Raw genomic sequence first — 19,803 nt, 5'->3', positions numbered from 1 at the left:
ATAAGTTCTTGTTATCGCAGTTTTTATCTTTTAATAAAAATTTGTTTATGAGCGGAAGAATCAACAGTAGATTACAAGCGGATGCTTTTATTAAAACACCTTATAGTATGTTTTATGGATGAGTTGCTGAAATGTTAGATATGGAAGCTGTGGATGTAAAACGATTGCTAGATAGAGTTTTACTGAGTACATCGTGTATGTAGTGAGTGAGCTATTTTTAAAAGAAAACCCATTTATTTATAATGAGTTTTCTTTGTTCATTGAACTCAGCATTTCACAGAATTAATTAGATTTAATCAGCTCAACTCTACGATTTAAAGCTTTACCGTCTTCAGTTGAATTATTCGCAATAGGGTGTGTATCTCCCAAGCCTTTGGCTGTTAAACGGCTTTGTTGAATTCCAGTATTATTGGTTAAAGCTTTAACAACAGCATTTGCACGTTGTTCTGAAAGCGTTTGATTATGTTTGGTATTACCTGAATTATCTGTATGACCATTAATACTCAATTTGAGTTCAGGGTTGTTTTTTAGCAGTTGAATGACTTGTTCAATTTGGGGTTGAGAGTCGGGCAAAATATTCGCTTGATCCGTGGCAAAGTTAACCTCAATATTGACTTTATTGTCCTTATCCAAAGCTGTTTTGAGTTGGCCTGAATTTAATGCTTTAGCTGTAATTTCAACAGGTTTAGTTTCTGCGACGAATAGGCCAGCATGTCCATTCCCTGCCTGTGTCAATTGGAACCAAATATTTTTATTGGCTTGACGTATCACAAAGGTCTGTGTCGGGTTATTAAAAATATCTCCCAATCCTGCAACATAATCGACTTGGAATTTTTGTGGGATATTTTCTAATTCTTGTTGAGGAATTTTACTCTGTGTAATTTGTTTGCCACCCAATTGCTGGATTACATTTTCCAAATTACGTTGCAATTCTAAAAAACTTCCTTCTTTATAATTTTCATTTTGTTGAATGGCTGCACTATATAATTGACCTTCAATATTTTCGATATGTTGACCTGTCCAAAATGGTATTTTCTCAAAATTTACGGTCGTTGCTTCGTGAAACTGATAACCATTTGGCAAAGAAATATATGGAAACTGACCAAGTGTAATATTTGAAATTGGAATCTTGGAGAGATCAAAAGTGTTCTCTGTAGATTCAGTTTTCGCAGTTTCAGATGGTACAGAACTCGCACTTGATTCAGTTGTTATGACTTCTGCTTTCTCAGGTTTACTACATGCGATTAAACCAAGTGTAGGAATAACCAATAATAGTAGAAAACTCGATAATTTCTTTTGATTGAACACATGATCCTCCAGTTCTAACTCATCACCCTATATTTTATTGAGCATATTTATATTCAAATTTCTTTAAATACTATAGATAACAATACTCATGAATTACATGAAGTTTTCAATCTGATTTGTAAAATTTTAATTAAATTAAAAATGATCTTTTGATGATTAAAATCAATTTGAGATAAGTCTGCAAATTTGCCTTGATGCAATAGTTAAAAAGAGTGCAATAGAAAATAGTCACAAACTTGATCAATACAAATACTTGTATTCTACACAAAAAAGCGTAATATCAGATTCCCACTGATCAAGTGGTATACAGCAAAATAGGTAAAGAAAATGGCAAAGAAAAAAGCAATGCCAGAGGTTGTGATTCACAACTTTGTGGCCAAACACATGCATGAAGTCAACAAAAGCCAAGTGTTTGTAGATCGTAAAAAGAATGCAAAACGGGGTTATGATAAACACAAAAAAGGTCGATATTCTGATGATTATCGGCCTTTTTTGTGGACTGCAATTTTTGCTTAAATAATTATAAAAATCTAATAAAAATAAATAATTAAATATTGACCAAACGATTCGATTTCACCATATCGGCCAAACCATGATGCTTAAAGTAATACTCCATCCAGCTCTTGACCATGAGTGGGTTATTCATCGCTATTACTTCTTCTAATAACTTTTGTGCATCTGTCATTGATACATGACAAATCGCTTTACGCACACGCAAAATATTACTTGAACTCATCGACAAGGTATTGAATCCCATTGCCATAAGTAAAATGGCTGAGAGTGGGTCACCCGCCATTTCTCCACAAATACTGATTGGTTTTTCATACTTATGACATTCTTGAACCAACCGTGTTAAAGCACGGAGTACAGAAGGATGGAAGTGTGAATAAACACTAGATACGCGTGGATTATTACGATCAACTGCCAATAAATATTGTATTAAGTCATTTGAACCGACTGAGAAGAAATCGACCAATTCAGCAAATTCACCAATTTGTAAAAGTACACTCGGTACTTCAACCATAATGCCGATTTTAGGTTTGGCAAATTTAACTTGTTCTTCTTCCTGAACTGCAATCCAGTCACGTTCCAGTAAGTAAAGTGCTTCTTCTACTTCACTGACACTGGTAACCATTGGCAATAAAATATGCAGATTGTTTAAGCCGATACTGGCTTTTAACATTGCTCGGATTTGTGAGGAAAAGATTTCAGGGTGATCAAGGGTAAAACGAATGCCACGCCATCCCAACGCTGAATTTTCTTCTTCAATTTGGAAATATGGTAGGTCTTTATCCGCACCAATATCAAGTGTACGCATCACCACAGGTTTGTTGGCAAAGTGACTGAGCTGTTGACGATAGATCGCACGCTGTTCTTCTTCGCCTGGGAAACGTTCACGCAGCATAAATGGAATTTCAGAACGATAAAGCCCTACACCTTTTGCACCACGTTGAACTCCGCGTACCACATCAATCATGAGACCGGTATTTACATACAGCTTTACTGCAACACCATCAGGGGTAATGGCATCTTTGGTTTCATATTGCTTTAAATCTTTGGCAATTTGTTCTTCTTCTTTTTGGATCTCTTTATAACGTGTACGTAAACGACGTGGTGGATTGACAAAAACCCGACCTTGATAAGCATCGACAATCATTTCGACATCATCAAGCGTATTTACCGGCAGTTCAGTAACACCCACGACAGTTGGAATACCAAGCGCGCGCGCGACAATCACCATGTGTGAGTTGGCAGCGCCTTCAGAGGTCACAATCGCAGCAATTTTATCTACAGGGAGCTCAACCAAAGCAGCCGTACTGATCTCATCCCCAATTAAAATACTTTCAGAGGTGATCTCTTTATGACTAGTATCGCCTTCTTGTAACGCAGCTAGGATTCGGCGTCCAAGGTCTTTTAAATCAGATACACGTTCACGTAAATAGTCATCTTCCATTTGCGCAAAAAGCGCAACATGGCGTTCAATCACATTTTTAACTGCACCTTGCGCCCAGCTTCCATCTCGAATAATTTCTTTAATTTCAGCAGGTAAGGCATTTTCATCCAACATACGTAAGAACACGCTAAATAAAGCACGTTCCTCCGCCATGAGCGAATCTTGCATCTTGTCATCAAGCGATTGAATTTCATTGCGTACAGACGCAATGGCTTGGTCTAAAAGCTTAAGTTCTTCACTGATATCATCGGCATCACGGTCTGGTACCGAAGCTAAATCTGCCGGAGGGTAAAGGATGATGGCACGGCCAAGTGCAATACCGCCTGCACCAGATGAACCTTGGAAGGTCTTGTAGTTAGATGAATTGCTGGGTTTTCGGAAAACATCAATATTACCCACTGCATGTGCATGGGCAATTACCCCAGAGAGTTGCGCACATAAGGTCACCAGAAATGATTCTGCTGCCTCGCTAAAATCTTGAGGTTCGGTGTTCTGAACCACCATCACGCCCATCACTTTGCGGCGATACATGACTGGAACACCAAGGAACGAGTTATAGATCTCTTCCCCTGTTTCGGGGAAGTAGGCAAACCGTTCATGTTTAAACGCATTGTCTAAGTTGACAATCTCTTCACGTTGTCCCACTAAACCAACCAAACCCTCGCCAAGTTGTAAGGAAACTGTCCCTACAGATTCTTGATTTAAGCCTTTGGTTGCCATGAGTACATAACGCTGGTTACGTTCATCTAAAAGGTAAATAGAGCAAACATCAACATGCATGGCTTCGGAAACTTGATTGACCATGATTTCCAAGGAATCATGCAAACTGACTGACGCATTGATCTCTTGTACAATACGTCTTAATGTGTCCAGTTGCATGTTCGACATGGATGTATGCTCCTAATTTAAGCTATGTTTTAAAGCGACTTCATCAGTATTATTTATAACAGTACTACCTTGAAAAATCATTCATATTTTGAAGAAATTTCAGCTGTATATTTCGGCATTCGCATACATAACTCCATCATCGCTTTACGATATACATCTCGTTTAAAATTCACCACTTGTCCAAGCGGATACCAGTAACTAACCCATTGCCATTGATCAAACTCCGGCGGGTCAGAGAGATTCAACTGAATATGTTTCGTTGAAGCTGTGAGTTTCAGTAAAAACCATTTTTGCTTTTGTCCAATACAAATCGGATCGGAATCCGAGCGAATGTATCGAAGCGGCAAACGATAATGCAACCAGTCATCTGTCTGGGCAATAATTTGGACATGTTCGGGTAGGAGCCCAACTTCTTCTCGTAGTTCTCTAAATAGAGCTTGCTCAGGAGTCTCTCCAAACTGGATACCTCCTTGAGGAAATTGCCAAGCATTGTGTCCAATGCGTTTTGCCCATAAAACTTGTCCAATATCGTTTGCCAAAATGATCCCGACGTTGGGTCGGAAACCTTCTGAGTCGATCATTTGGCTACCTAAAATTTGTTAATTTCATTTGACTTTATATATGGGGACATACACTCTTTTGTCCAACTCGATAAAGTCAAAGTAATAATGTTTTAAAATTGCTATGATCTTAACGAATTTCTATCGACTAGCGGTGATAGATTTACAATTTTTTTCTTAAATTTCAGTTTAAACGAGTATTTTCATGGAATTGGCGCTGTTTGACTTAGATCACACCTTATTAAATACAGATTCTGACCATTCTTGGGGAGAGTTCTTAGTCAATGAAGGCTTGGTCGATCCAGTCCGACATCGTGCGATGAATGATCAGTTTTATGAAGACTATAAAGCAGGCAAGCTTGATCCAATTGCTTATAATGAATTTGTCTTTGAGTTTCTTACTCAACACGATAATGATTATTTAACTGAGTTACATCAGTTATTTATGCAAAAAGTGATCCGTCCACAAATGCGTCCAGCTGGTTTTGCCGCGATTCAAAAGCATAAAGATTTAGGCCATGCGTTGGTTGGTATTACGGCAACCTCAGATTTTATTACAGCACCTATTTTCCGTGAATTTGGTATCAGCGAAATTATTGCGACCAATGCTGAAATAAAAGATGGGAAGTACACGGGGAAAGTGACCAATATTCCATGTTATCAAAAAGGTAAATTGGCACGTTTGGATCAATGGCTCGATGGTCGTACTGTTACTGAATCATGGGCTTATTCAGATTCGATTAATGACCGTTTTTTATTGGAATATGCTGACCATGCGATTGCAGTAAATCCTGATGATCGTCTTGAGCATCTGGCAAAAGAACAGGGTTGGGATATCCAAGATTGGTCGATTTGAGCTGGGCTGATAATTGTGATTTAAAGCAGTGTTGATCACTGCTTTTTTATGGCTTGATTGTTTTGTCAAAAATAAGAAGTTTTGTAAATATTTTTATAAATGAAGATTTTGTACTTCATTTATAGTGTAAAAATGCTATGTTGATTTGAGCACTTTTAAAACTGACGGAGATTATATAATGAGCCAGACACGTCCAAGAATGACCAATTTATTTGAACAACTCGGTTTGGATTCTAGCGAAGAGGCGATTCAAAGTTTTATTGCAAATCACCAGTTGGATGCAGATACATTAATTACAGAAGCATCTTATTGGAGTGAGGGACAACGTCAGTTTCTTGCTGAAAAAATTAAATCTGATGGTGAATGGGCATTAGTGGTTGATCAGTTAAACGAGTCTCTACATGAGGACTCAGTAAAGTAAAAAATTGTGCAATGAAGATTTTATAAGGGAATAATTAGTAAGATCATTCCTGTGTAATATGTAAATCCCTTATCTTGAGTCACAAGATAAGGGATTTTTATTGCAGGGATTATTTCATCATCTCAATCAATTCCTGTACAGCTCTAGATTGTGTACGCCCAGGATGCCAAACCATACCCAATTGGCGGTTCATTTCGAAACGAATATCAAGTTGTTGTAAGTCTTGATTTAATAAGGTTTTAGGTAAAACAGACCAGCCTAAACCAATTGAAACCAACATACGAATAGATTCAAGTGGATTATTGCTCATGGTGATTTTCGGCTTTAAACCTTTCTTTTCAAATTCTGCCAATGTGATTTGGCTGGTATAAGTCTGTGCTGCTGGCAATAAGCTTGGGTATTCAATCAGATCTTCAAGCTTAAGATTCTTTTTTTGTGCCAAAGGATGGAAGGGTGCAACCACGAAAACTAAAGGGTCATTCCAAATCGTGATATAACGCAAACGCTCATCACCTTGTGGCGGAAGGGTTAAAAATGCCAGTTCTAAATCCCCAGCGAGCACTTGTTCATGTGCTTGCTCAGAGTCCACAAAATGTACATCTAGTTTAACTTCAGGAAAGTGCTGTACGTATTTTTTTAAATGTTGTGGTAAATGGTGTAAGCCAATATGGTGACTGGTGCCAATCTTGAGTTTTCCTCTAACTTCGCCTTGCTCATGACTTAAGGTATGGTGAATATCTCCCAACTCATTTAACCAGTTTTTTACTTTAGGTAATAATGAATGCGCTGCATGTGTGGCTTGGACTCCACGACCTGCGGACTCAAAAAGTTTGACGCCGAAATATTCTTCTAAGCTATGTATGCGTTTGGTGACAGCTGGCTGAGTAATAAACAGATGTTCTGCTGCCATAGAAATAGAACCAGTTTCCATAACTTTGACAAAAGCTTCAAAAGCAGCGAGATTCATAATATTTTCATCCATAAAGAATTTTTATGCGTAATTCATTATTTAGAAACTTTAAGAATTAATCAAAGTAATTTTCAATTTTTTTTATTTTGTACAAAGTGATTGCTTCCATTCACGCGTTGGAAAAATTTTAATACAACTTTTTGCTATACAATTTGAGCAAAGCTCATTTATAGTCTGCGGATAAAAACAACAAAAGGAAAGCTATTTGAATCAATCATCAAACACCGCCATTCACTATTTTCAACATTATACTAGATATACTTTCTCTAAAACTTGGCTTCAATTTTTTATCACGATACTCATATTTTCTGGTTTGGGTTTAATTTGTGTATATTTTTTTAATATCTATTTCCCCATCATTATCGTCGCTATTCTCAGCATAATTTGGTTGAAGCTTCGGTTAAATCGCTTAAGAAAAATGAGAGATTTGGTGAGTTTTAAAATCCCAAATAATATTTGGCTTGCTTTTAAACAAAGACATCCGAATATTCGACAATCTTACTATCCCTTGATTGAAGAAGGTTTTAAAGACTATTTGGCAATTCATTTGTGGCGTAGAGGAGCATATGCAATGCCTTCGCATTCAGTGGACGCGTTATGGCATATATTAATTGAAGAATTTGATGAGTTTTATCAGTCGATGACTCAACGTTTTTTAGGCTATAAACTGATTCATAAACCACATGCTTTACAAGCAACTGAATCACAACAAGCTGCTCAAAGACAGCAACTACTCAATACTTGGCAAGGCGCATGTTATTTACATCGTTTGAATCCACAAAGCACTCAAGTTTTACCGCGACTTTTTCAGGTTGATGCCCATATTCGCTGGCAGCAAGGCTTAATTTTTAGTTTACCTTTTATGATTACGATGTATAGCCAAATGATGAGTTCAGCCTCAGATCTTCCGCAGGCTTCTGCAACATCATCATGTTCTTCGAGCTCTTGTTCAAGTTCATCAAGTGATTCGAGCCACTCTCATAGTACAGGCTCAGATTCTTCATCTTCTTCTTGTAGCAGTTGTAGCAGCTGCGGAGGAGGCGGTGGTGATTAGCATCTCCAGCCCCAGCAAAACATATAATCTAGATTTTGATTTCAGTACTTTGAGCGGCTTTTTGGTCTCGTTTATTCCAAGCCTTTTCATGGAAAAAGAATGCAAATGCTTGTACGGTCGGCTCAAGTAAGCTTAATGTCACAGCCATCCAAAAATTACCTGTTACTGCATAAGCAACTAACATTGCTACGGTGATGTGCATAATGTAATAACTTAAGGTTTTTTTGAAAACACGTTGATTGTTTTGTAAGAAATTCTGGATACCCGCCATGAGTTTCACCACTGATTTATCGATTAGTTAAATAATAATCATTATCAATTGTAATGTAAAAAGGTTTTTTTGATTAATATTGATTGGATAAAACGATATTCTATTCTTTATGTATTGCATAGCGATTGTTTCTATCTCATTTATCCATTTTTTTAAATGATGAACTTGCTTATTGTTTAGTTTACACCTCAACTTTGTTTGCTAATTTCTCGGTTTTTATTGTTGACTAACCGAATTCCTTTAAAATTATTGAAAATATATAATTGATTAAACAAAAGAGAAGTTGAATAATTTATGGATGTGATTACAGGTTATTTATTTTGACAAAATTAATTCCAAAAAGTTTTTAAATTAATAAAAATGATAAATTAGATTTATGTAAAAACGTGGTTATAATTGAGCTAATGAAAGAATTACCCAGTCCAGTGGAGCATTTCGACATGGCAGGCGAAAACCAAAAAGCAAAAACAGAATCAGTAAAAACTTTGTATGACAAATTGTGGGATGACCATCTTGTAACACAACGTGATGATGGCTCAGCATTACTTTATATCGACCGTCATTTATTGCATGAAGTGACTTCTCCACAAGCATTCGAAGGCTTACAACTTGCTGGGCGTAAACCTTGGCGTTTAAGTGCTAACGTTGCAACACCTGACCATAATGTTCCCACATCAACCAAAGAGCGCTCAGAAGGAATTGCTGGAATTGAAGATGATACTTCTCGTATCCAAGTTCAGACTTTAGATGATAATTGTAAAACCTTTAATGTGGTGCAGTTTGATATTAACGATGTTCGTCAAGGTATTGCACATGTCGTTGGGCCAGAACAGGGTTTAACTTTACCAGGTATGACGGTGGTATGTGGAGATTCGCATACAGCGACACATGGCGCATTTGGGTGTTTGGCACACGGGATTGGAACATCAGAAGTTGAACATGTATTGGCAACCCAATGTTTAGTACAGAAGAAAATGAAAAACATGTTGGTGCGTGTTGATGGGACATTAGGTCAAGGCGTCACTCCAAAAGACGTGGTTTTAGCAATTATTGGTAAAATCGGCACTGCTGGCGGTACAGGGCATGCAATTGAATTTGGAGGTCAGGTATTCCGTGATATGTCGATTGAAGGACGTATGACAGTTTGCAATATGGCAATCGAAGGCGGCGCGCGTGTGGGTATGGTTGCAGTAGATGATAAAACGATTGAGTACGTTAAAGATCGTCCTTATGCACCGACAGGCCAGCAGTGGGATGCAGCAGTTGCTTATTGGAATACTTTACATTCTGATGAGGATGCATACTTTGATACGATCGTCGTTTTAAATGGTGAAGAAATAGAACCGCAAGTGTCTTGGGGGACTTCTCCTGAGATGGTGATTCCTGTATCTCAAGCTGTTCCAACGTTGGAGCAGGCTAAAGATGATGTACAACGTAATGATTGGACACGTGCTTATCAATATATGGGCTTAAATGCGGGTCAGGCGTTGGCTGATATTCAATTAGACCGAGTATTCATTGGTTCTTGTACCAACTCACGTATTGAAGATATTCGTGCTGCTGCAGAAGTGGCGAAAGGTAAAAAAGTAGCGTCAAGTATTAAACAGGCGATGGTTGTTCCTGGCTCTGGTTTAGTGAAACAACAAGCAGAAGCGGAAGGTTTAGATAAAATCTTGATCGAAGCTGGTTTTGAGTGGCGTGAGCCAGGTTGTTCAATGTGTTTGGCGATGAATGCTGACAAGTTACAACCAGGTGAACATTGTGCTTCAACTTCAAATCGTAACTTCGAAGGCCGCCAAGGCAATGGTGGACGTACTCACCTTGTGAGTCCAGCAATGGCAGCTGCGGCAGCAATTGCAGGTCACTTTGTTGATGTACGTTCATTCTAATCAGGCTTAAGGAGCAAAGATATGAAAGCTTATACCGTTGAACAGGGTATTGTTGCACCTTTAGACCGTGCCAATGTAGATACCGACTTAATCATTCCAAAACAGTTTTTAAAATCAATTAAACGCACTGGTTTTGGGGATAACTTATTTGATGAATTACGTTATTTAGATGAAGGTTATCCGGGGCAAGACAATTCTAAACGTCCGAAGAATCCTGATTTTATTTTGAATCAGCCACGTTACCAAGCGGCATCTGTATTAATTTCTCGTGCCAATTTTGGTTGCGGTTCAAGTCGTGAACATGCGCCTTGGGCATTGGAAGAGTATGGTTTTCGTACAGTGATTGCACCAAGCTACGCGGATATCTTTTTCAATAACAGTTTTAAAAATGGTATGTTGCCAGTGATTTTGCCTGAACATGTTGTTGATCAATTATTTAAAGAATGTACTGCTCAGGAAGGCTATCAATTAACCATTGATTTAGAAGCTCAAGAAGTTCGTACTCCAAGAGGTGAAGCTTTTAAATTTGAAGTCGATCCATTCCGTAAACACTGTTTATTGAATGGCTTGGATGATATTGGTTTGACTTTACAGGCTGCGGATGAAATTCGTGCTTATGAAGAAAAAACTAAACAATCACGCCCTTGGGTATTTGCTGAAATTCAAGGTTAATTTTCAGCGAACATTTTACACATAGCGTGAATGCCTAACTCTTGCTAACATGCGAGTATAACAAAATGAATGTTAACTCAGTGAAGTGAGGGTTGGGGTTGAGCAATGACTAAGTTTTTGAGTTGCAGTGTTTTAATAGGTTTAATAAGCCTTATGCTTAGTGCATGTCAATCTACTCAAATGGTTGATTTAATGCGTATCAAGCAAGCTGAAAATAAACATGTCAGCCAAAATTCAGTTTCTGTCTATTGTTCAGGTGCAGAACATTGTGAATTTGCGCGCTTAAATGATGTGATTATCATGGATGAACGTGCACAACGTGCCAATCGTAGTGCCATTCAAAAGGGTTATCTCAAATTAACGGGTGAGCCTTTAGATCAAAATGGTGTTTATTTAACGATTCCACCTCAGCAATATGAGATGGTGATTCGATTCTATCCAATCACTAAACAGCATGCTGAAATTTTCCATGTTATTCATGATTTTAAAGCAAATCAAAAATACACATTTAAGATGTATCGCTTAAGGTCACAGGGTTCAGGAAGTTTGCTGAATGTTTCTTCACCGACGCCACTATGTGTCGATATGATTCAAGAAAAACGGACAATTCGCCGTTTTTGTCGTCCACATAATGCGGTGACTGGCGTGAGCGAATTTGTTGAACAGAAGATTTAATCTCACATCAGTATAGATACTGAAAAATAAATGGAACTACAAATGTCTAAACAAATTTTGATTTTGGCAGGTGATGGTATCGGTCCTGAGATCGTTGCTGCTGCTGAAAAAGTACTGACACGTGTCAATGATAAATTTAATTTAGGTTTAACATGGGAACAAGGTTTGTTAGGGGGGGCAGCAATTGATGCACATGGCGAACCTTACCCAGCAGTGACAGCGGAACAAGCGAAAAAAGCAGATGCAATTTTACTAGGTGCTGTAGGCGGTCCAAAATGGGATAACATTGAACGTTCAATTCGTCCAGAACGTGGTTTATTGAAAATTCGTAGTGAATTAAATCTATTTGCTAACTTACGCCCTGCAATCCTTTATCCGCAATTGGCGGATGCGTCTAGTCTTAAACCTGAAATTGTTTCTGGATTAGATATCCTTATTGTTCGCGAGCTGACGGGGGGCATCTACTTTGGTCAACCACGTGGTATTCGTGAACTCGAAAATGGTGAGAAGCAAGGTTATAACACTGACGTTTATTCAGAGTCTGAAATTAAACGTATCGCAAAAGTTGCTTTTGAAATGGCAAATTTACGTGGCGGTAAAGTCTGTTCAGTGGATAAAGCCAATGTACTTGAAGTAACTGAGCTTTGGAAGCAGACAGTGACTGCACTCAAAGAACAGCAATATCCAAATATTCAACTTTCACATATGTATGTTGACAATGCAGCAATGCAATTGGTCCGTGCGCCAAAACAATTCGATGTGATCGTGACTGGGAACTTGTTCGGTGACATTCTTTCCGATGAAGCAGCAATGCTAACTGGCTCTATTGGTATGCTTCCATCTGCCTCTTTAGATGAGAATGGCAAAGGTATGTATGAGCCTTGTCATGGCTCTGCTCCTGACATTGCAGGCCAAAACGTTGCCAATCCACTTGCAACCATTCTTTCTGTGGCAATGATGCTACGCTACACCTTTCGTGAAGAAGTGGCTGCAAAAGCCATTGAGGATGCTGTAGGGCAAGTTTTAGACCAAGGCTTGCGTACTGGTGATATTATGTCTGATGGTATGCGTAAAGTGGGTACGGCTGAAATGGGTGAGGCTGTCGTTGCAGTGATTGCTTAAGCACTTGTTTTAGATACTTGCTAATAAAAAACACAGCTTAAGCTGTGTTTTTTATTTTAAATTTTAGCTTCTGATAAGTTTTGATAAAAGTCTAACCATATTCTCACCATTATACCGATAGGTATTAGATTCGCTTTAAAATAGCTAACAGGCTCGACCTAAATACTCAACAGATTCAGCTACACCATCTTTTAATTTAAAAGTAACTTTACAATTGAAATTAATGTCATAGCTTGGCGTGCCCATAGTATCATAACGAATCACTGGCATACCCATCCCATTTGACCCTACAGTCGCATTGCCTCCTGCCATGGGGATATTGATTGGTCTAAGGATGGTATAGCTTAACGCGTTATTAGTGGTTTGGATTTTATCGCTTACCTGATAACCCATCGCCTTAAAGTTTAAATTGCTTTGAATCTCAGTACTGCTTTTACCAATGAATTGTTGTAAATATTCATCTAAATTTGCAGGTCGAGTGTTTAAGCTGTTACATCCAACAAGTGCAATAGAGGCGAACAAAAACATGCATACATATATTTTCATAAGCTTCACCTGATCCATAGTTAACTTAATTTAGAAATGATCTCTATTCAGTATAATAAATATACACGCATATGTATGTAGATCGGTTGCAGGGCAAACCAAGTCGTATAAATTTTACCAAATAGAGTCAAACAGACAGAACTGGTGAAGCTGTGAAAAGATCAGTTGTATTAAAAATTTAGAACAAATTAGTGCTATCAACTTTGAAGTAAATGGATTACAAGTGATAAATAGGTATATGAAACAGATTTTAATGTGTCAGATGTATAGTTGCCAGACGACTAAAAAGCGTAAGCAGGAGGGTAAATCTTGTGGATAATGAAAAAGCCACCTAAAAGTGGCTTTTGCTTACACTAAAACTTAGCGTGCACGATATGTAATACGACCTTTTGTTAAGTCATATGGTGTCATTTCAACTTTTACATTATCGCCTGTTAAAATACGAATATAGTGTTTACGCATTTTACCAGAAATGTGAGCAATCACTTCGTGACCGTTTTCTAAACGCACACGGAACATAGTATTAGGAAGCGTTTCGGTGACAACGCCTTCGAACTCGATAAGTTCCTCTTTATTGGCCATAGCCTACCTGATGATCAAATTGGAAAGGCGCAAATTATAGGCAATTTTTTACAGAAAGACAAGAATATTCGGCATTACAAGGCGGTAGATGACTTGAAAATAAGCGAACATATTGTTAAACAATTTCTACAAAAAAAAGCGGATAAATATTGTCAGTTTGGTCAATCGACTGTAATCTAAATTAAATGTTTTAAGTATAAATGAATAACATACAAGGAAGGGCACTGCGTGAGTCAGCTAACTGATGCTTCGGTTGTTTTACGATTAGGCTATCAAGCGATCCGTCGTGCAGGATTGCCGACAGAAGAAATATTATCAAAGGCTGGGGTAGCATTGGGTCAGGTCGACCAAAATGCTCGAACACCATTGAATGCACAATTTGCATTTTGGGTCGCTGCGGAGGAAGTCAGTAATGATCCAGATATTGGTTTACACCTCGGAGAGCACTTGCCACTGTATCGTGGGCAAGTGATCGAACACCTGTTTATTTCAAGTGAAAACTTTGGCGAAGGTTTAAAGCGAGCTTTGGCTTATCAACGTTTAATTAGCGATGCGTTTCATGCCAAATTGATCATTGATGATGACGGGCGTTGTTATTTAACCAATGGTGAACAGCCTTGGGGTGAGAACATCGTTAATCGTCATTTTTCAGAATGTGCTATTTCAGGGATTTTACGCTTCTTTAAATTTATCACTGAAGGACGATTTGAACCGATTTACATCGATTTTAATTTTGCCAATGGCGCTTCTGATGGTGAGTATTATCGTGTTTATGGTTGTCCTGTCAGTTTAGGACAAAAAGAGACACGTCTTTATTTTGATCCTTCCATTTTAGAATATCCATTGTGGCAAGCGGAGCCTGAGTTATTGCAATTGCATGAACAACTTGCAATTGAAAAACTGCAAGAGCTTGCACGTTATGATTTGGTGGGTGAAGTACGCCGTGCGATAGGTTCAACCTTGGAAAGTGGTGAAACAACCCTTGAAACTGTTGCTGCACAACTCAGCATTACCCCACGTCGTTTACGTACACAGCTTTCGGAAGCCAATACCAGTTTTCAGCAAATTCTTTCTGATTATCGTTGTCGCTTAGCCAAGAAACTGTTGGCCAATACCACTGAAAGTGTTGAGCGTATTGTTTATTTGACTGGATTCTCTGAGCCAAGTACTTTTTACCGTGCATTTAAACGCTGGACCAATGAAACGCCTGTGGAATATAGAAAGCGTAAGCAGCGTTAAATCGTATGCTTGTGGGAAACGAACTGAACAGTTTTAATATAAAAAATCTTTCTATTGAGAAGGATTTTTTATATGCAGCCCCAAAAAATTATTCAGGCATATTTAACCAATGTGGCCCTAAAGGCATTTTAGGCAATTCAAATTGTTCAGGGTAATCTGCATGAATAAAATAAAGCCCATCTGGTGGTGCGGTGATTCCTGCCGCTTTACGATCTTGTGCCGCAAAAATTTCATCAATATGATCCACTTCATATCGACCTTGACCAATCTCAAGTAAGCAACCCATGATGTTACGTACCATGTGGTGTAAGAAGCCATCTGCTTGGATATCGAGAACTAGATAGTTGCCATGACGAATTAAGCGACAATGTTTGACATGACGTACAGGCTGATTGGACTGACATGCAGCAGCGCGGAAGCTTTCAAAATTATGCGTGCCTTGAAATTTTTGCGCCGCTTCAATCATTTTATCCACATCGAGTGGATAATAGGCATGTGTTACTTGTTTATGTAATAAGGCAGGGCGGTTTGCCGATTGATAGACCACATAACGATAACGACGAGCCTTTGCCTTAAAGCGTGCATGGAAATCGTTATCCATTTCTTTAATCCATTGGATTGAAATGTCTTTGGGCAATTGACTATTTGAACCCATTAACCAACCACGTATAGGCCGAATCGCATTGGTGTCGAAGTGGGCCACCATATTGGTCGCATGGACACCCGCATCAGTACGACCCGCACCATGTAAAATAATAGGCTCGTCGGCAATTTTACTGAGCACCTTTTCCATGGTTTCCTGAATACTACGTACGCCAGGCTGTTGAGTTTGCCAACCTTTATATCGCATGCCACAAAACTCAATACCAATTGCAAAACGTTGCATAAATACCTCTATTCAGGATGATCATACCAATGGTCGTGCCATTGTTCCGAAGAGGGGTATTGTAAATAAATTTTAACAATTTTGGCATAAAGATCTGCTTGGCTCAGTGCATCACTGACTAAAATTTTTGAATCTTTGATCCAATGGCTAATCGCATAGCGCTGATCCATGCCGCCTAGAGGGACTTGAGTGGATAAAATGACTTGACAGCCATTTTCCTGCAAGCTTTTAATTTTTTGGATAATGCTCGCATTTACGGCTAAATTACCTACCCCATAAGCTTGAATGATCAGAAAATGCGGAGCATGTTTGGAGAAAATTTCCAGATTACGTTCCAACTGTAATATTTCAGTCGGCACCATCATCCAATTGACGATATTCAGCGATTTGGCTTTTTCGAGATGTGAAAGTTGTACCTGAAGGACGGAATGATCTACCGCTATTTGTTGTTCTGCTTTGAGTCCTTTAAACGCATCTAAAGCAGTGCTATGGGCTTTTAATGTGGTTCTGGCATGAATCACTTGATGGTAGAAAGCCAAATACACGCCTACAGGAAGTCGAGTGACGGCATCCAGTGCAGTATTTAAATTATCCAGCGCATCGGTGAATTCTCGAGTATTGTCCCCTTGAATATTGAGCAGTGGATATTGGCTTCCAGTAAGGACGACATGACAGGACTCAGCTAAAAAGCGTGATAAGGTCGCCGCAGCATAACTGAGCGTATCTGTGCCATGAATAATGACAAAGTGTTGGAAATTTTGGAGTTGTAGGCTTTGTATTTGTTGAATCAGCATAAGCCAGTCAATGGCTGTACATGCACTACTGTCTTTGATACTGGGCGCCTTAAAGCACTCAATTTTAAACTGAGGTGCTAAGACCTTTTTGAGTTGTGGAATAAACTCAGCATCAGGCATCGGTGCTAAAGGCTCCCCAATACAGCCAAAAGTTCCACCCATGTAAATTAAAGCAATTTTTTTGTTCATAATAAAAAAGCAGCCATTCATGACTGCTTTATCTTAAGACGAATAGATTTAAGAAGCTATTTGATTGAGTAAATTTTGTGATTGTTGGCGTTGTTCAGCGGTATACGCTGCTTCATTTTGTGAGAGTAGCTCACGAACGGAAGCATATGCACCCAAATTTAGATATTGTTGAGCAAGGTCTAAATTTAATTGAACTTCATTCACTTGAGCCAGCTCAGGGAATGAATTGAGTAATGGGTCGTTTGCATCTATGGCCATACTGGTTTCAGCTTCACTAGGCGTTTCAAGGCTAAGTGTTGCTGTGCTATGCACTTGTTCGACTGTTTCAGGTTTCGGATCTAGATCAAAATTAAAAGTGGGCTGTGTCTCTGGTTCAGTAGGCGTGAGTTTAAATTCAAAATCACGTACTGGTGTGCTTTCTTCAGTAGCTACTGGCGTAATCGATTCAGCAAAATCAAGTTTGAATTCTGGTGCGATTTCAACTTCTGCCGCTTTTTCAACTGGAACTGCTGTAGGTTCATTTGCTGTAAACGTGAATTCTAACGGTTTGACAGCTTCAGTTTTGACTTCTGGGGCAGGTGGTGCTGTTTCGAAAGAAAACTCAGTTGTTGGTGTTGTTTCTTTTTGAGAAGCCGGATCTAAATTAAATTCTAAAGGCTCAACGGGTTCTTGAGTTGTATCAATTTTCTGTTCAGTGACAGTTGAGTGGTTAAATTCTAGCGCATCGACATGGGTAAGATTTTGAGTTTCAGATACTGTTGGTTGTGAAATCGTTTCTGTATTTCCAATCAAGGCATCAAAGGCAGCTGTATTTTTGATTTCAGGTACTACAGGGCTTGAAGGCTCAAAAGCTATGGATTCAATCGGATGATCCGCTTGATTGGCTTTTTGTCGTTCTTCTGCTTGAATGACGATTTCGTCTAAGCCCAATGAACGAATATGATTAATCAATTGGTTCACTGCAAATTCATCTTTTTGTGCAAGATGTACATCTAAAAGATAAAGATAAAGTTCATGTTGAGCATTGTCTTGGTTTAAAACTTGATTGATCTTTGCTTCAGCAGAGAAATAGTTTTTCTCTTCAATTAGTCTTTCAATATTCTTTTTTAATTCGGGGCTTAATGGTTTTGTTGCTTGTTTAACAACAACTTCATTTTCAACAACAGTCGTATGTTGTTTCTGTGAGGTACGTGCGGTACGCGCTACATTTTTTTTCGATGTCTTTTTATGATTACTTTTTTTGTTATTGGTGCTGGTATTTTCTTTATTGGCATCTTCTCGTTTTTTTAAAACGATGGCCACGACCAAAAGTAGAACAAATGGAATCACATACAACAACATTTTATTTCCCCTTCATTGAGCACAATGAATCAATATTTTTGAATATCCTAACTATTTGGTTTCTTTGCATTCTGCTGTTTTAATTGCTGTTGCAATTGGGCAAGCTGAGCATTTAATAATTGAATTCGCTGATTCTTTTGTTGTAAACCTGCTGCAAGTTGGTTCACATTCTTCTGTAATTTAACCGTTTTTTCACGAGATGTCATAACTTTTGTAGATAATTCAGTAGTGGTCTGATTCAACTGTGTATTTTGCTTTCCTTGACTCTGAACAGCGGGTTGTTCATTGTCTGCGACTAAACTCATTTCTGCTTGATCTAAGCGATATTTGGCAGAACCCGATTGCTTTTTGGCAATTTCAGGTCCAGCCGTTGCAACTTTATTTTTGCTTTGTGGTATTTGACGATAGCTTGCTGCAAGATTGAGCGCAGCACCACGACGAATACGGTTTACATCACCTTGAATAAAGGCATTGGCATTATTTGCTTTAATTTGTCGCATGACTTCTGGAACGCTTTGATTGGTTTCTGCTGCAATCCGCGATGCAATTTTCCACAGTGACTCATTGGCCTGAACAATATGCTTAGGTTGTTTATCTAATGCTTTATTGGCCTTTTCTTGTTTGAGCGCTTTTTGTGACTCTGCTTTCGATTTCTCTACGTGAGATTCATTCGGTTTTGCTTGCTTGGTCTCAGCTTTGGAATCTTTTGGCTTTTGTGATTCTGCTTTTTGCTCGTCTAATTTGGCGGGTGGGGTCTGAGCTTTTGCAGATGGCACTGGTGCTTTTTCGGCTGGAGGTTGAGGCGTTTGCTGTACAGTTACCGCCGTTGTTTGTGGCATATTCTGAGCACTGCTTTGATGATTGCTTTGACGAAGGTTTGGAGTATTGGTTGTAGCCGCAGGCGGTGTGTTTGTTGCAACTGTGGTTGGTTTTTGTTCTGTTTTGAGTGCTGGTGGTGCAATCACATTAATCGCCAAAGTACCAGCTGAATCCGTTGTCATCGTTGCTTTGGTTGCTATAGCTGGTGGAGTTAAGACTTCTGGTGTTGTCACGTGGTATTGCGTACTGGTTGGTAAATTTAATGCAATATCCTTTTCGCTGACGATGATTTGAGGTGTCAGAGGCTTCTCTTTGACTAAAGCATTGCTCATTGGAGCAGGAATGTTGCTACGCCCACGGGTCAATGGGGCTTTGACTTGCTGAATATGGGTCGCACTCCCTTCTTTGACTTTTAATAATATATTTAATTCAGATTCAACAATCGGGCGAGATGAGGTAATCACAATCACCCCAGTGCCATCTCCAGAACGACGAGTATAAAAATTTAAATGTCCAGGTGCTTGCGTTGAAATACCAATATTTTGAATATCATCTGCATCGGCTAATCCGACTTCTATTTTTTCATTTGAATTTGCATTACTAAACTTCATTTCAGCATAAAGCAGATCACCAGACCCTGATTGAACTTGGATCGGGTCTATTGTAATCGCACTCACCGCTTGCGACGTCATGATGGCTAAAATGGCAATTTTTAATTTGTTATATACAGTCATCTCTATCCATTGTTCTGACAAAGTTCAAGGCAT

At 38.8% G+C, this 19,803-nt stretch carries 20 protein-coding genes; 9 read left to right on the top strand and 11 right to left on the bottom strand.

Going from position 1 to position 19,803, the window contains the following annotated elements; genetic code table 11:
- Positions 1 to 282 precede the first annotated feature (282 nt).
- Positions 283 to 1,308 (bottom strand): OmpA family protein, encoded by a 1,026-nt coding sequence (locus WFN33_RS06765; protein WP_336952208.1) that lies wholly within the window; start codon positions 1,306 to 1,308, stop codon positions 283 to 285.
- 327 nt (positions 1,309 to 1,635) lie between these two features.
- Here WFN33_RS06765 and WFN33_RS06760 point away from each other — a divergent pair, with 327 nt between their 5' ends.
- On the top strand, positions 1,636 to 1,824 hold the full coding sequence (locus WFN33_RS06760; RefSeq protein ID WP_004718115.1) for a DUF7230 family protein: 189 nt from the start codon (positions 1,636 to 1,638) through the stop codon (positions 1,822 to 1,824).
- Positions 1,825 to 1,855: 31 nt separating this feature from the next.
- Here WFN33_RS06760 and ptsP read toward each other — a convergent pair whose 3' ends face one another.
- Both ptsP and WFN33_RS06750 read right to left on the bottom strand, forming a co-directional pair.
- A complete protein-coding gene (ptsP, locus tag WFN33_RS06755; RefSeq protein ID WP_336952206.1) occupies positions 1,856 to 4,150 on the bottom strand; it encodes a phosphoenolpyruvate--protein phosphotransferase in 2,295 nt (764 codons plus the stop codon).
- A 77-nt stretch (positions 4,151 to 4,227) separates the two neighbouring features.
- The gene (locus WFN33_RS06750) at positions 4,228 to 4,731 is read right to left on the bottom strand and encodes an RNA pyrophosphohydrolase (RefSeq protein ID WP_336952205.1); all 504 of its coding nucleotides are present in this window, start codon (positions 4,729 to 4,731) and stop codon (positions 4,228 to 4,230) included.
- A gap of 184 nt (positions 4,732 to 4,915) precedes the next feature.
- Between WFN33_RS06750 and WFN33_RS06745 the strand changes: the two genes are divergently transcribed.
- Together WFN33_RS06745 and WFN33_RS06740 are read left to right on the top strand one after the other, a co-directional pair.
- The gene (locus WFN33_RS06745) at positions 4,916 to 5,566 is read left to right on the top strand and encodes an HAD family hydrolase (protein ID WP_096732890.1); all 651 of its coding nucleotides are present in this window, start codon (positions 4,916 to 4,918) and stop codon (positions 5,564 to 5,566) included.
- Between the two features lie 178 nt (positions 5,567 to 5,744).
- Complete coding sequence (locus WFN33_RS06740; RefSeq protein WP_336952204.1) at positions 5,745 to 5,987, top strand: DUF2789 domain-containing protein; 243 nt, start codon at positions 5,745 to 5,747, stop codon at positions 5,985 to 5,987.
- A gap of 109 nt (positions 5,988 to 6,096) precedes the next feature.
- On the opposite strand, the gene WFN33_RS06735 is transcribed toward WFN33_RS06740, so the two are convergent.
- Positions 6,097 to 6,954: a LysR family transcriptional regulator gene (locus WFN33_RS06735; RefSeq protein WP_004718104.1), complete on the bottom strand. Its 858-nt coding sequence runs from the start codon at positions 6,952 to 6,954 to the stop codon at positions 6,097 to 6,099.
- Between the two features lie 433 nt (positions 6,955 to 7,387).
- Here WFN33_RS06735 and WFN33_RS06730 point away from each other — a divergent pair, with 433 nt between their 5' ends.
- Positions 7,388 to 8,011, top strand: coding sequence for a hypothetical protein (locus WFN33_RS06730; RefSeq protein WP_336952203.1), 624 nt, complete (start codon positions 7,388 to 7,390; stop codon positions 8,009 to 8,011).
- A 28-nt stretch (positions 8,012 to 8,039) separates the two neighbouring features.
- On the opposite strand, the gene WFN33_RS06725 is transcribed toward WFN33_RS06730, so the two are convergent.
- Positions 8,040 to 8,282, bottom strand: a complete 243-nt coding sequence (locus tag WFN33_RS06725) for a DUF2061 domain-containing protein (RefSeq protein ID WP_336952202.1) — start codon at positions 8,280 to 8,282, stop codon at positions 8,040 to 8,042.
- Between the two features lie 440 nt (positions 8,283 to 8,722).
- Here WFN33_RS06725 and leuC point away from each other — a divergent pair, with 440 nt between their 5' ends.
- The 4 genes from leuC to leuB all read left to right on the top strand — a co-directional run bounded on the left by leuC (position 8,723) and on the right by leuB (position 12,640).
- Positions 8,723 to 10,171, top strand: coding sequence for a 3-isopropylmalate dehydratase large subunit (gene leuC, locus WFN33_RS06720; protein ID WP_336952583.1), 1,449 nt, complete (start codon positions 8,723 to 8,725; stop codon positions 10,169 to 10,171).
- 21 nt (positions 10,172 to 10,192) lie between these two features.
- Entirely contained in the window at positions 10,193 to 10,843 is a 651-nt protein-coding gene (leuD, locus tag WFN33_RS06715; RefSeq protein WP_336952201.1) for a 3-isopropylmalate dehydratase small subunit, read from the top strand.
- A gap of 105 nt (positions 10,844 to 10,948) precedes the next feature.
- A complete protein-coding gene (locus WFN33_RS06710) occupies positions 10,949 to 11,518 on the top strand; it encodes a hypothetical protein (RefSeq protein ID WP_336952200.1) in 570 nt (189 codons plus the stop codon).
- Between the two features lie 42 nt (positions 11,519 to 11,560).
- Positions 11,561 to 12,640, top strand: coding sequence for a 3-isopropylmalate dehydrogenase (gene leuB / locus WFN33_RS06705; RefSeq protein ID WP_336952198.1), 1,080 nt, complete (start codon positions 11,561 to 11,563; stop codon positions 12,638 to 12,640).
- 144 nt (positions 12,641 to 12,784) lie between these two features.
- On the opposite strand, the gene WFN33_RS06700 is transcribed toward leuB, so the two are convergent.
- Together WFN33_RS06700 and infA are read right to left on the bottom strand one after the other, a co-directional pair.
- Positions 12,785 to 13,186: a hypothetical protein gene (locus tag WFN33_RS06700; RefSeq protein WP_336952197.1), complete on the bottom strand. Its 402-nt coding sequence runs from the start codon at positions 13,184 to 13,186 to the stop codon at positions 12,785 to 12,787.
- A gap of 360 nt (positions 13,187 to 13,546) precedes the next feature.
- Positions 13,547 to 13,768 carry a translation initiation factor IF-1 gene (gene infA / locus WFN33_RS06695; protein WP_004718087.1) on the bottom strand — a complete coding sequence of 74 codons (222 nt, stop codon included), beginning with the start codon at positions 13,766 to 13,768 and terminating at the stop codon, positions 13,547 to 13,549.
- A 228-nt stretch (positions 13,769 to 13,996) separates the two neighbouring features.
- Between infA and WFN33_RS06690 the strand changes: the two genes are divergently transcribed.
- Entirely contained in the window at positions 13,997 to 15,007 is a 1,011-nt protein-coding gene (locus tag WFN33_RS06690; protein WP_004718084.1) for an AraC family transcriptional regulator, read from the top strand.
- 88 nt (positions 15,008 to 15,095) lie between these two features.
- Here the strand turns inward: WFN33_RS06690 and truA are convergent, their stop codons facing one another.
- From truA to WFN33_RS06670, 4 genes are read right to left on the bottom strand one after another with little or no spacing between them, the layout of a single operon-like run.
- The gene (gene truA, locus WFN33_RS06685) at positions 15,096 to 15,893 is read right to left on the bottom strand and encodes a tRNA pseudouridine(38-40) synthase TruA (RefSeq protein ID WP_336952196.1); all 798 of its coding nucleotides are present in this window, start codon (positions 15,891 to 15,893) and stop codon (positions 15,096 to 15,098) included.
- 8 nt (positions 15,894 to 15,901) lie between these two features.
- A complete protein-coding gene (locus WFN33_RS06680; protein ID WP_336952195.1) occupies positions 15,902 to 16,876 on the bottom strand; it encodes an asparaginase domain-containing protein in 975 nt (324 codons plus the stop codon).
- A gap of 48 nt (positions 16,877 to 16,924) precedes the next feature.
- Complete coding sequence (locus WFN33_RS06675; RefSeq protein ID WP_336952194.1) at positions 16,925 to 18,217, bottom strand: hypothetical protein; 1,293 nt, start codon at positions 18,215 to 18,217, stop codon at positions 16,925 to 16,927.
- 47 nt (positions 18,218 to 18,264) lie between these two features.
- Positions 18,265 to 19,770, bottom strand: a complete 1,506-nt coding sequence (locus WFN33_RS06670) for a FimV/HubP-related protein (RefSeq protein WP_336952193.1) — start codon at positions 19,768 to 19,770, stop codon at positions 18,265 to 18,267.
- Positions 19,771 to 19,803 lie beyond the last annotated feature (33 nt).

It is taken from the genome of Acinetobacter sp. AS167, from assembly GCF_037152175.1.
Taxonomy (GTDB): Bacteria; Pseudomonadota; Gammaproteobacteria; order Pseudomonadales; family Moraxellaceae; genus Acinetobacter.
The sequence above is the reverse complement of the archived record's forward strand: the minus strand, read 5'-3'. Positions and strand labels throughout refer to the sequence as shown.

What these genes read in the sequence shown, in the direction of transcription:
- leuC (WP_336952583.1), top strand. Translation starts at nt 8,723, where the DNA reads ATGGCAGGCGAAAACCAAAAAGCAAAAACAGAATCAGTAAAAACTTTG.
- WFN33_RS06745 (WP_096732890.1), top strand. Translation starts at nt 4,916, where the DNA reads ATGGAATTGGCGCTGTTTGACTTAGATCACACCTTATTAAATACAGAT.
- WFN33_RS06760 (WP_004718115.1), top strand. Translation starts at nt 1,636, where the DNA reads ATGGCAAAGAAAAAAGCAATGCCAGAGGTTGTGATTCACAACTTTGTG.
- WFN33_RS06735 (WP_004718104.1), bottom strand. Translation starts at nt 6,954, where the DNA reads ATGAATCTCGCTGCTTTTGAAGCTTTTGTCAAAGTTATGGAAACTGGT.
- WFN33_RS06740 (WP_336952204.1), top strand. Translation starts at nt 5,745, where the DNA reads ATGAGCCAGACACGTCCAAGAATGACCAATTTATTTGAACAACTCGGT.
- WFN33_RS06710 (WP_336952200.1), top strand. Translation starts at nt 10,949, where the DNA reads ATGACTAAGTTTTTGAGTTGCAGTGTTTTAATAGGTTTAATAAGCCTT.
- WFN33_RS06680 (WP_336952195.1), bottom strand. Translation starts at nt 16,876, where the DNA reads ATGAACAAAAAAATTGCTTTAATTTACATGGGTGGAACTTTTGGCTGT.
- WFN33_RS06675 (WP_336952194.1), bottom strand. Translation starts at nt 18,217, where the DNA reads ATGTTGTTGTATGTGATTCCATTTGTTCTACTTTTGGTCGTGGCCATC.
- WFN33_RS06700 (WP_336952197.1), bottom strand. Translation starts at nt 13,186, where the DNA reads ATGAAAATATATGTATGCATGTTTTTGTTCGCCTCTATTGCACTTGTT.
- ptsP (WP_336952206.1), bottom strand. Translation starts at nt 4,150, where the DNA reads ATGTCGAACATGCAACTGGACACATTAAGACGTATTGTACAAGAGATC.
- leuB (WP_336952198.1), top strand. Translation starts at nt 11,561, where the DNA reads ATGTCTAAACAAATTTTGATTTTGGCAGGTGATGGTATCGGTCCTGAG.
- WFN33_RS06725 (WP_336952202.1), bottom strand. Translation starts at nt 8,282, where the DNA reads ATGGCGGGTATCCAGAATTTCTTACAAAACAATCAACGTGTTTTCAAA.
- infA (WP_004718087.1), bottom strand. Translation starts at nt 13,768, where the DNA reads ATGGCCAATAAAGAGGAACTTATCGAGTTCGAAGGCGTTGTCACCGAA.
- truA (WP_336952196.1), bottom strand. Translation starts at nt 15,893, where the DNA reads ATGCAACGTTTTGCAATTGGTATTGAGTTTTGTGGCATGCGATATAAA.
- leuD (WP_336952201.1), top strand. Translation starts at nt 10,193, where the DNA reads ATGAAAGCTTATACCGTTGAACAGGGTATTGTTGCACCTTTAGACCGT.
- WFN33_RS06750 (WP_336952205.1), bottom strand. Translation starts at nt 4,731, where the DNA reads ATGATCGACTCAGAAGGTTTCCGACCCAACGTCGGGATCATTTTGGCA.
- WFN33_RS06670 (WP_336952193.1), bottom strand. Translation starts at nt 19,770, where the DNA reads ATGACTGTATATAACAAATTAAAAATTGCCATTTTAGCCATCATGACG.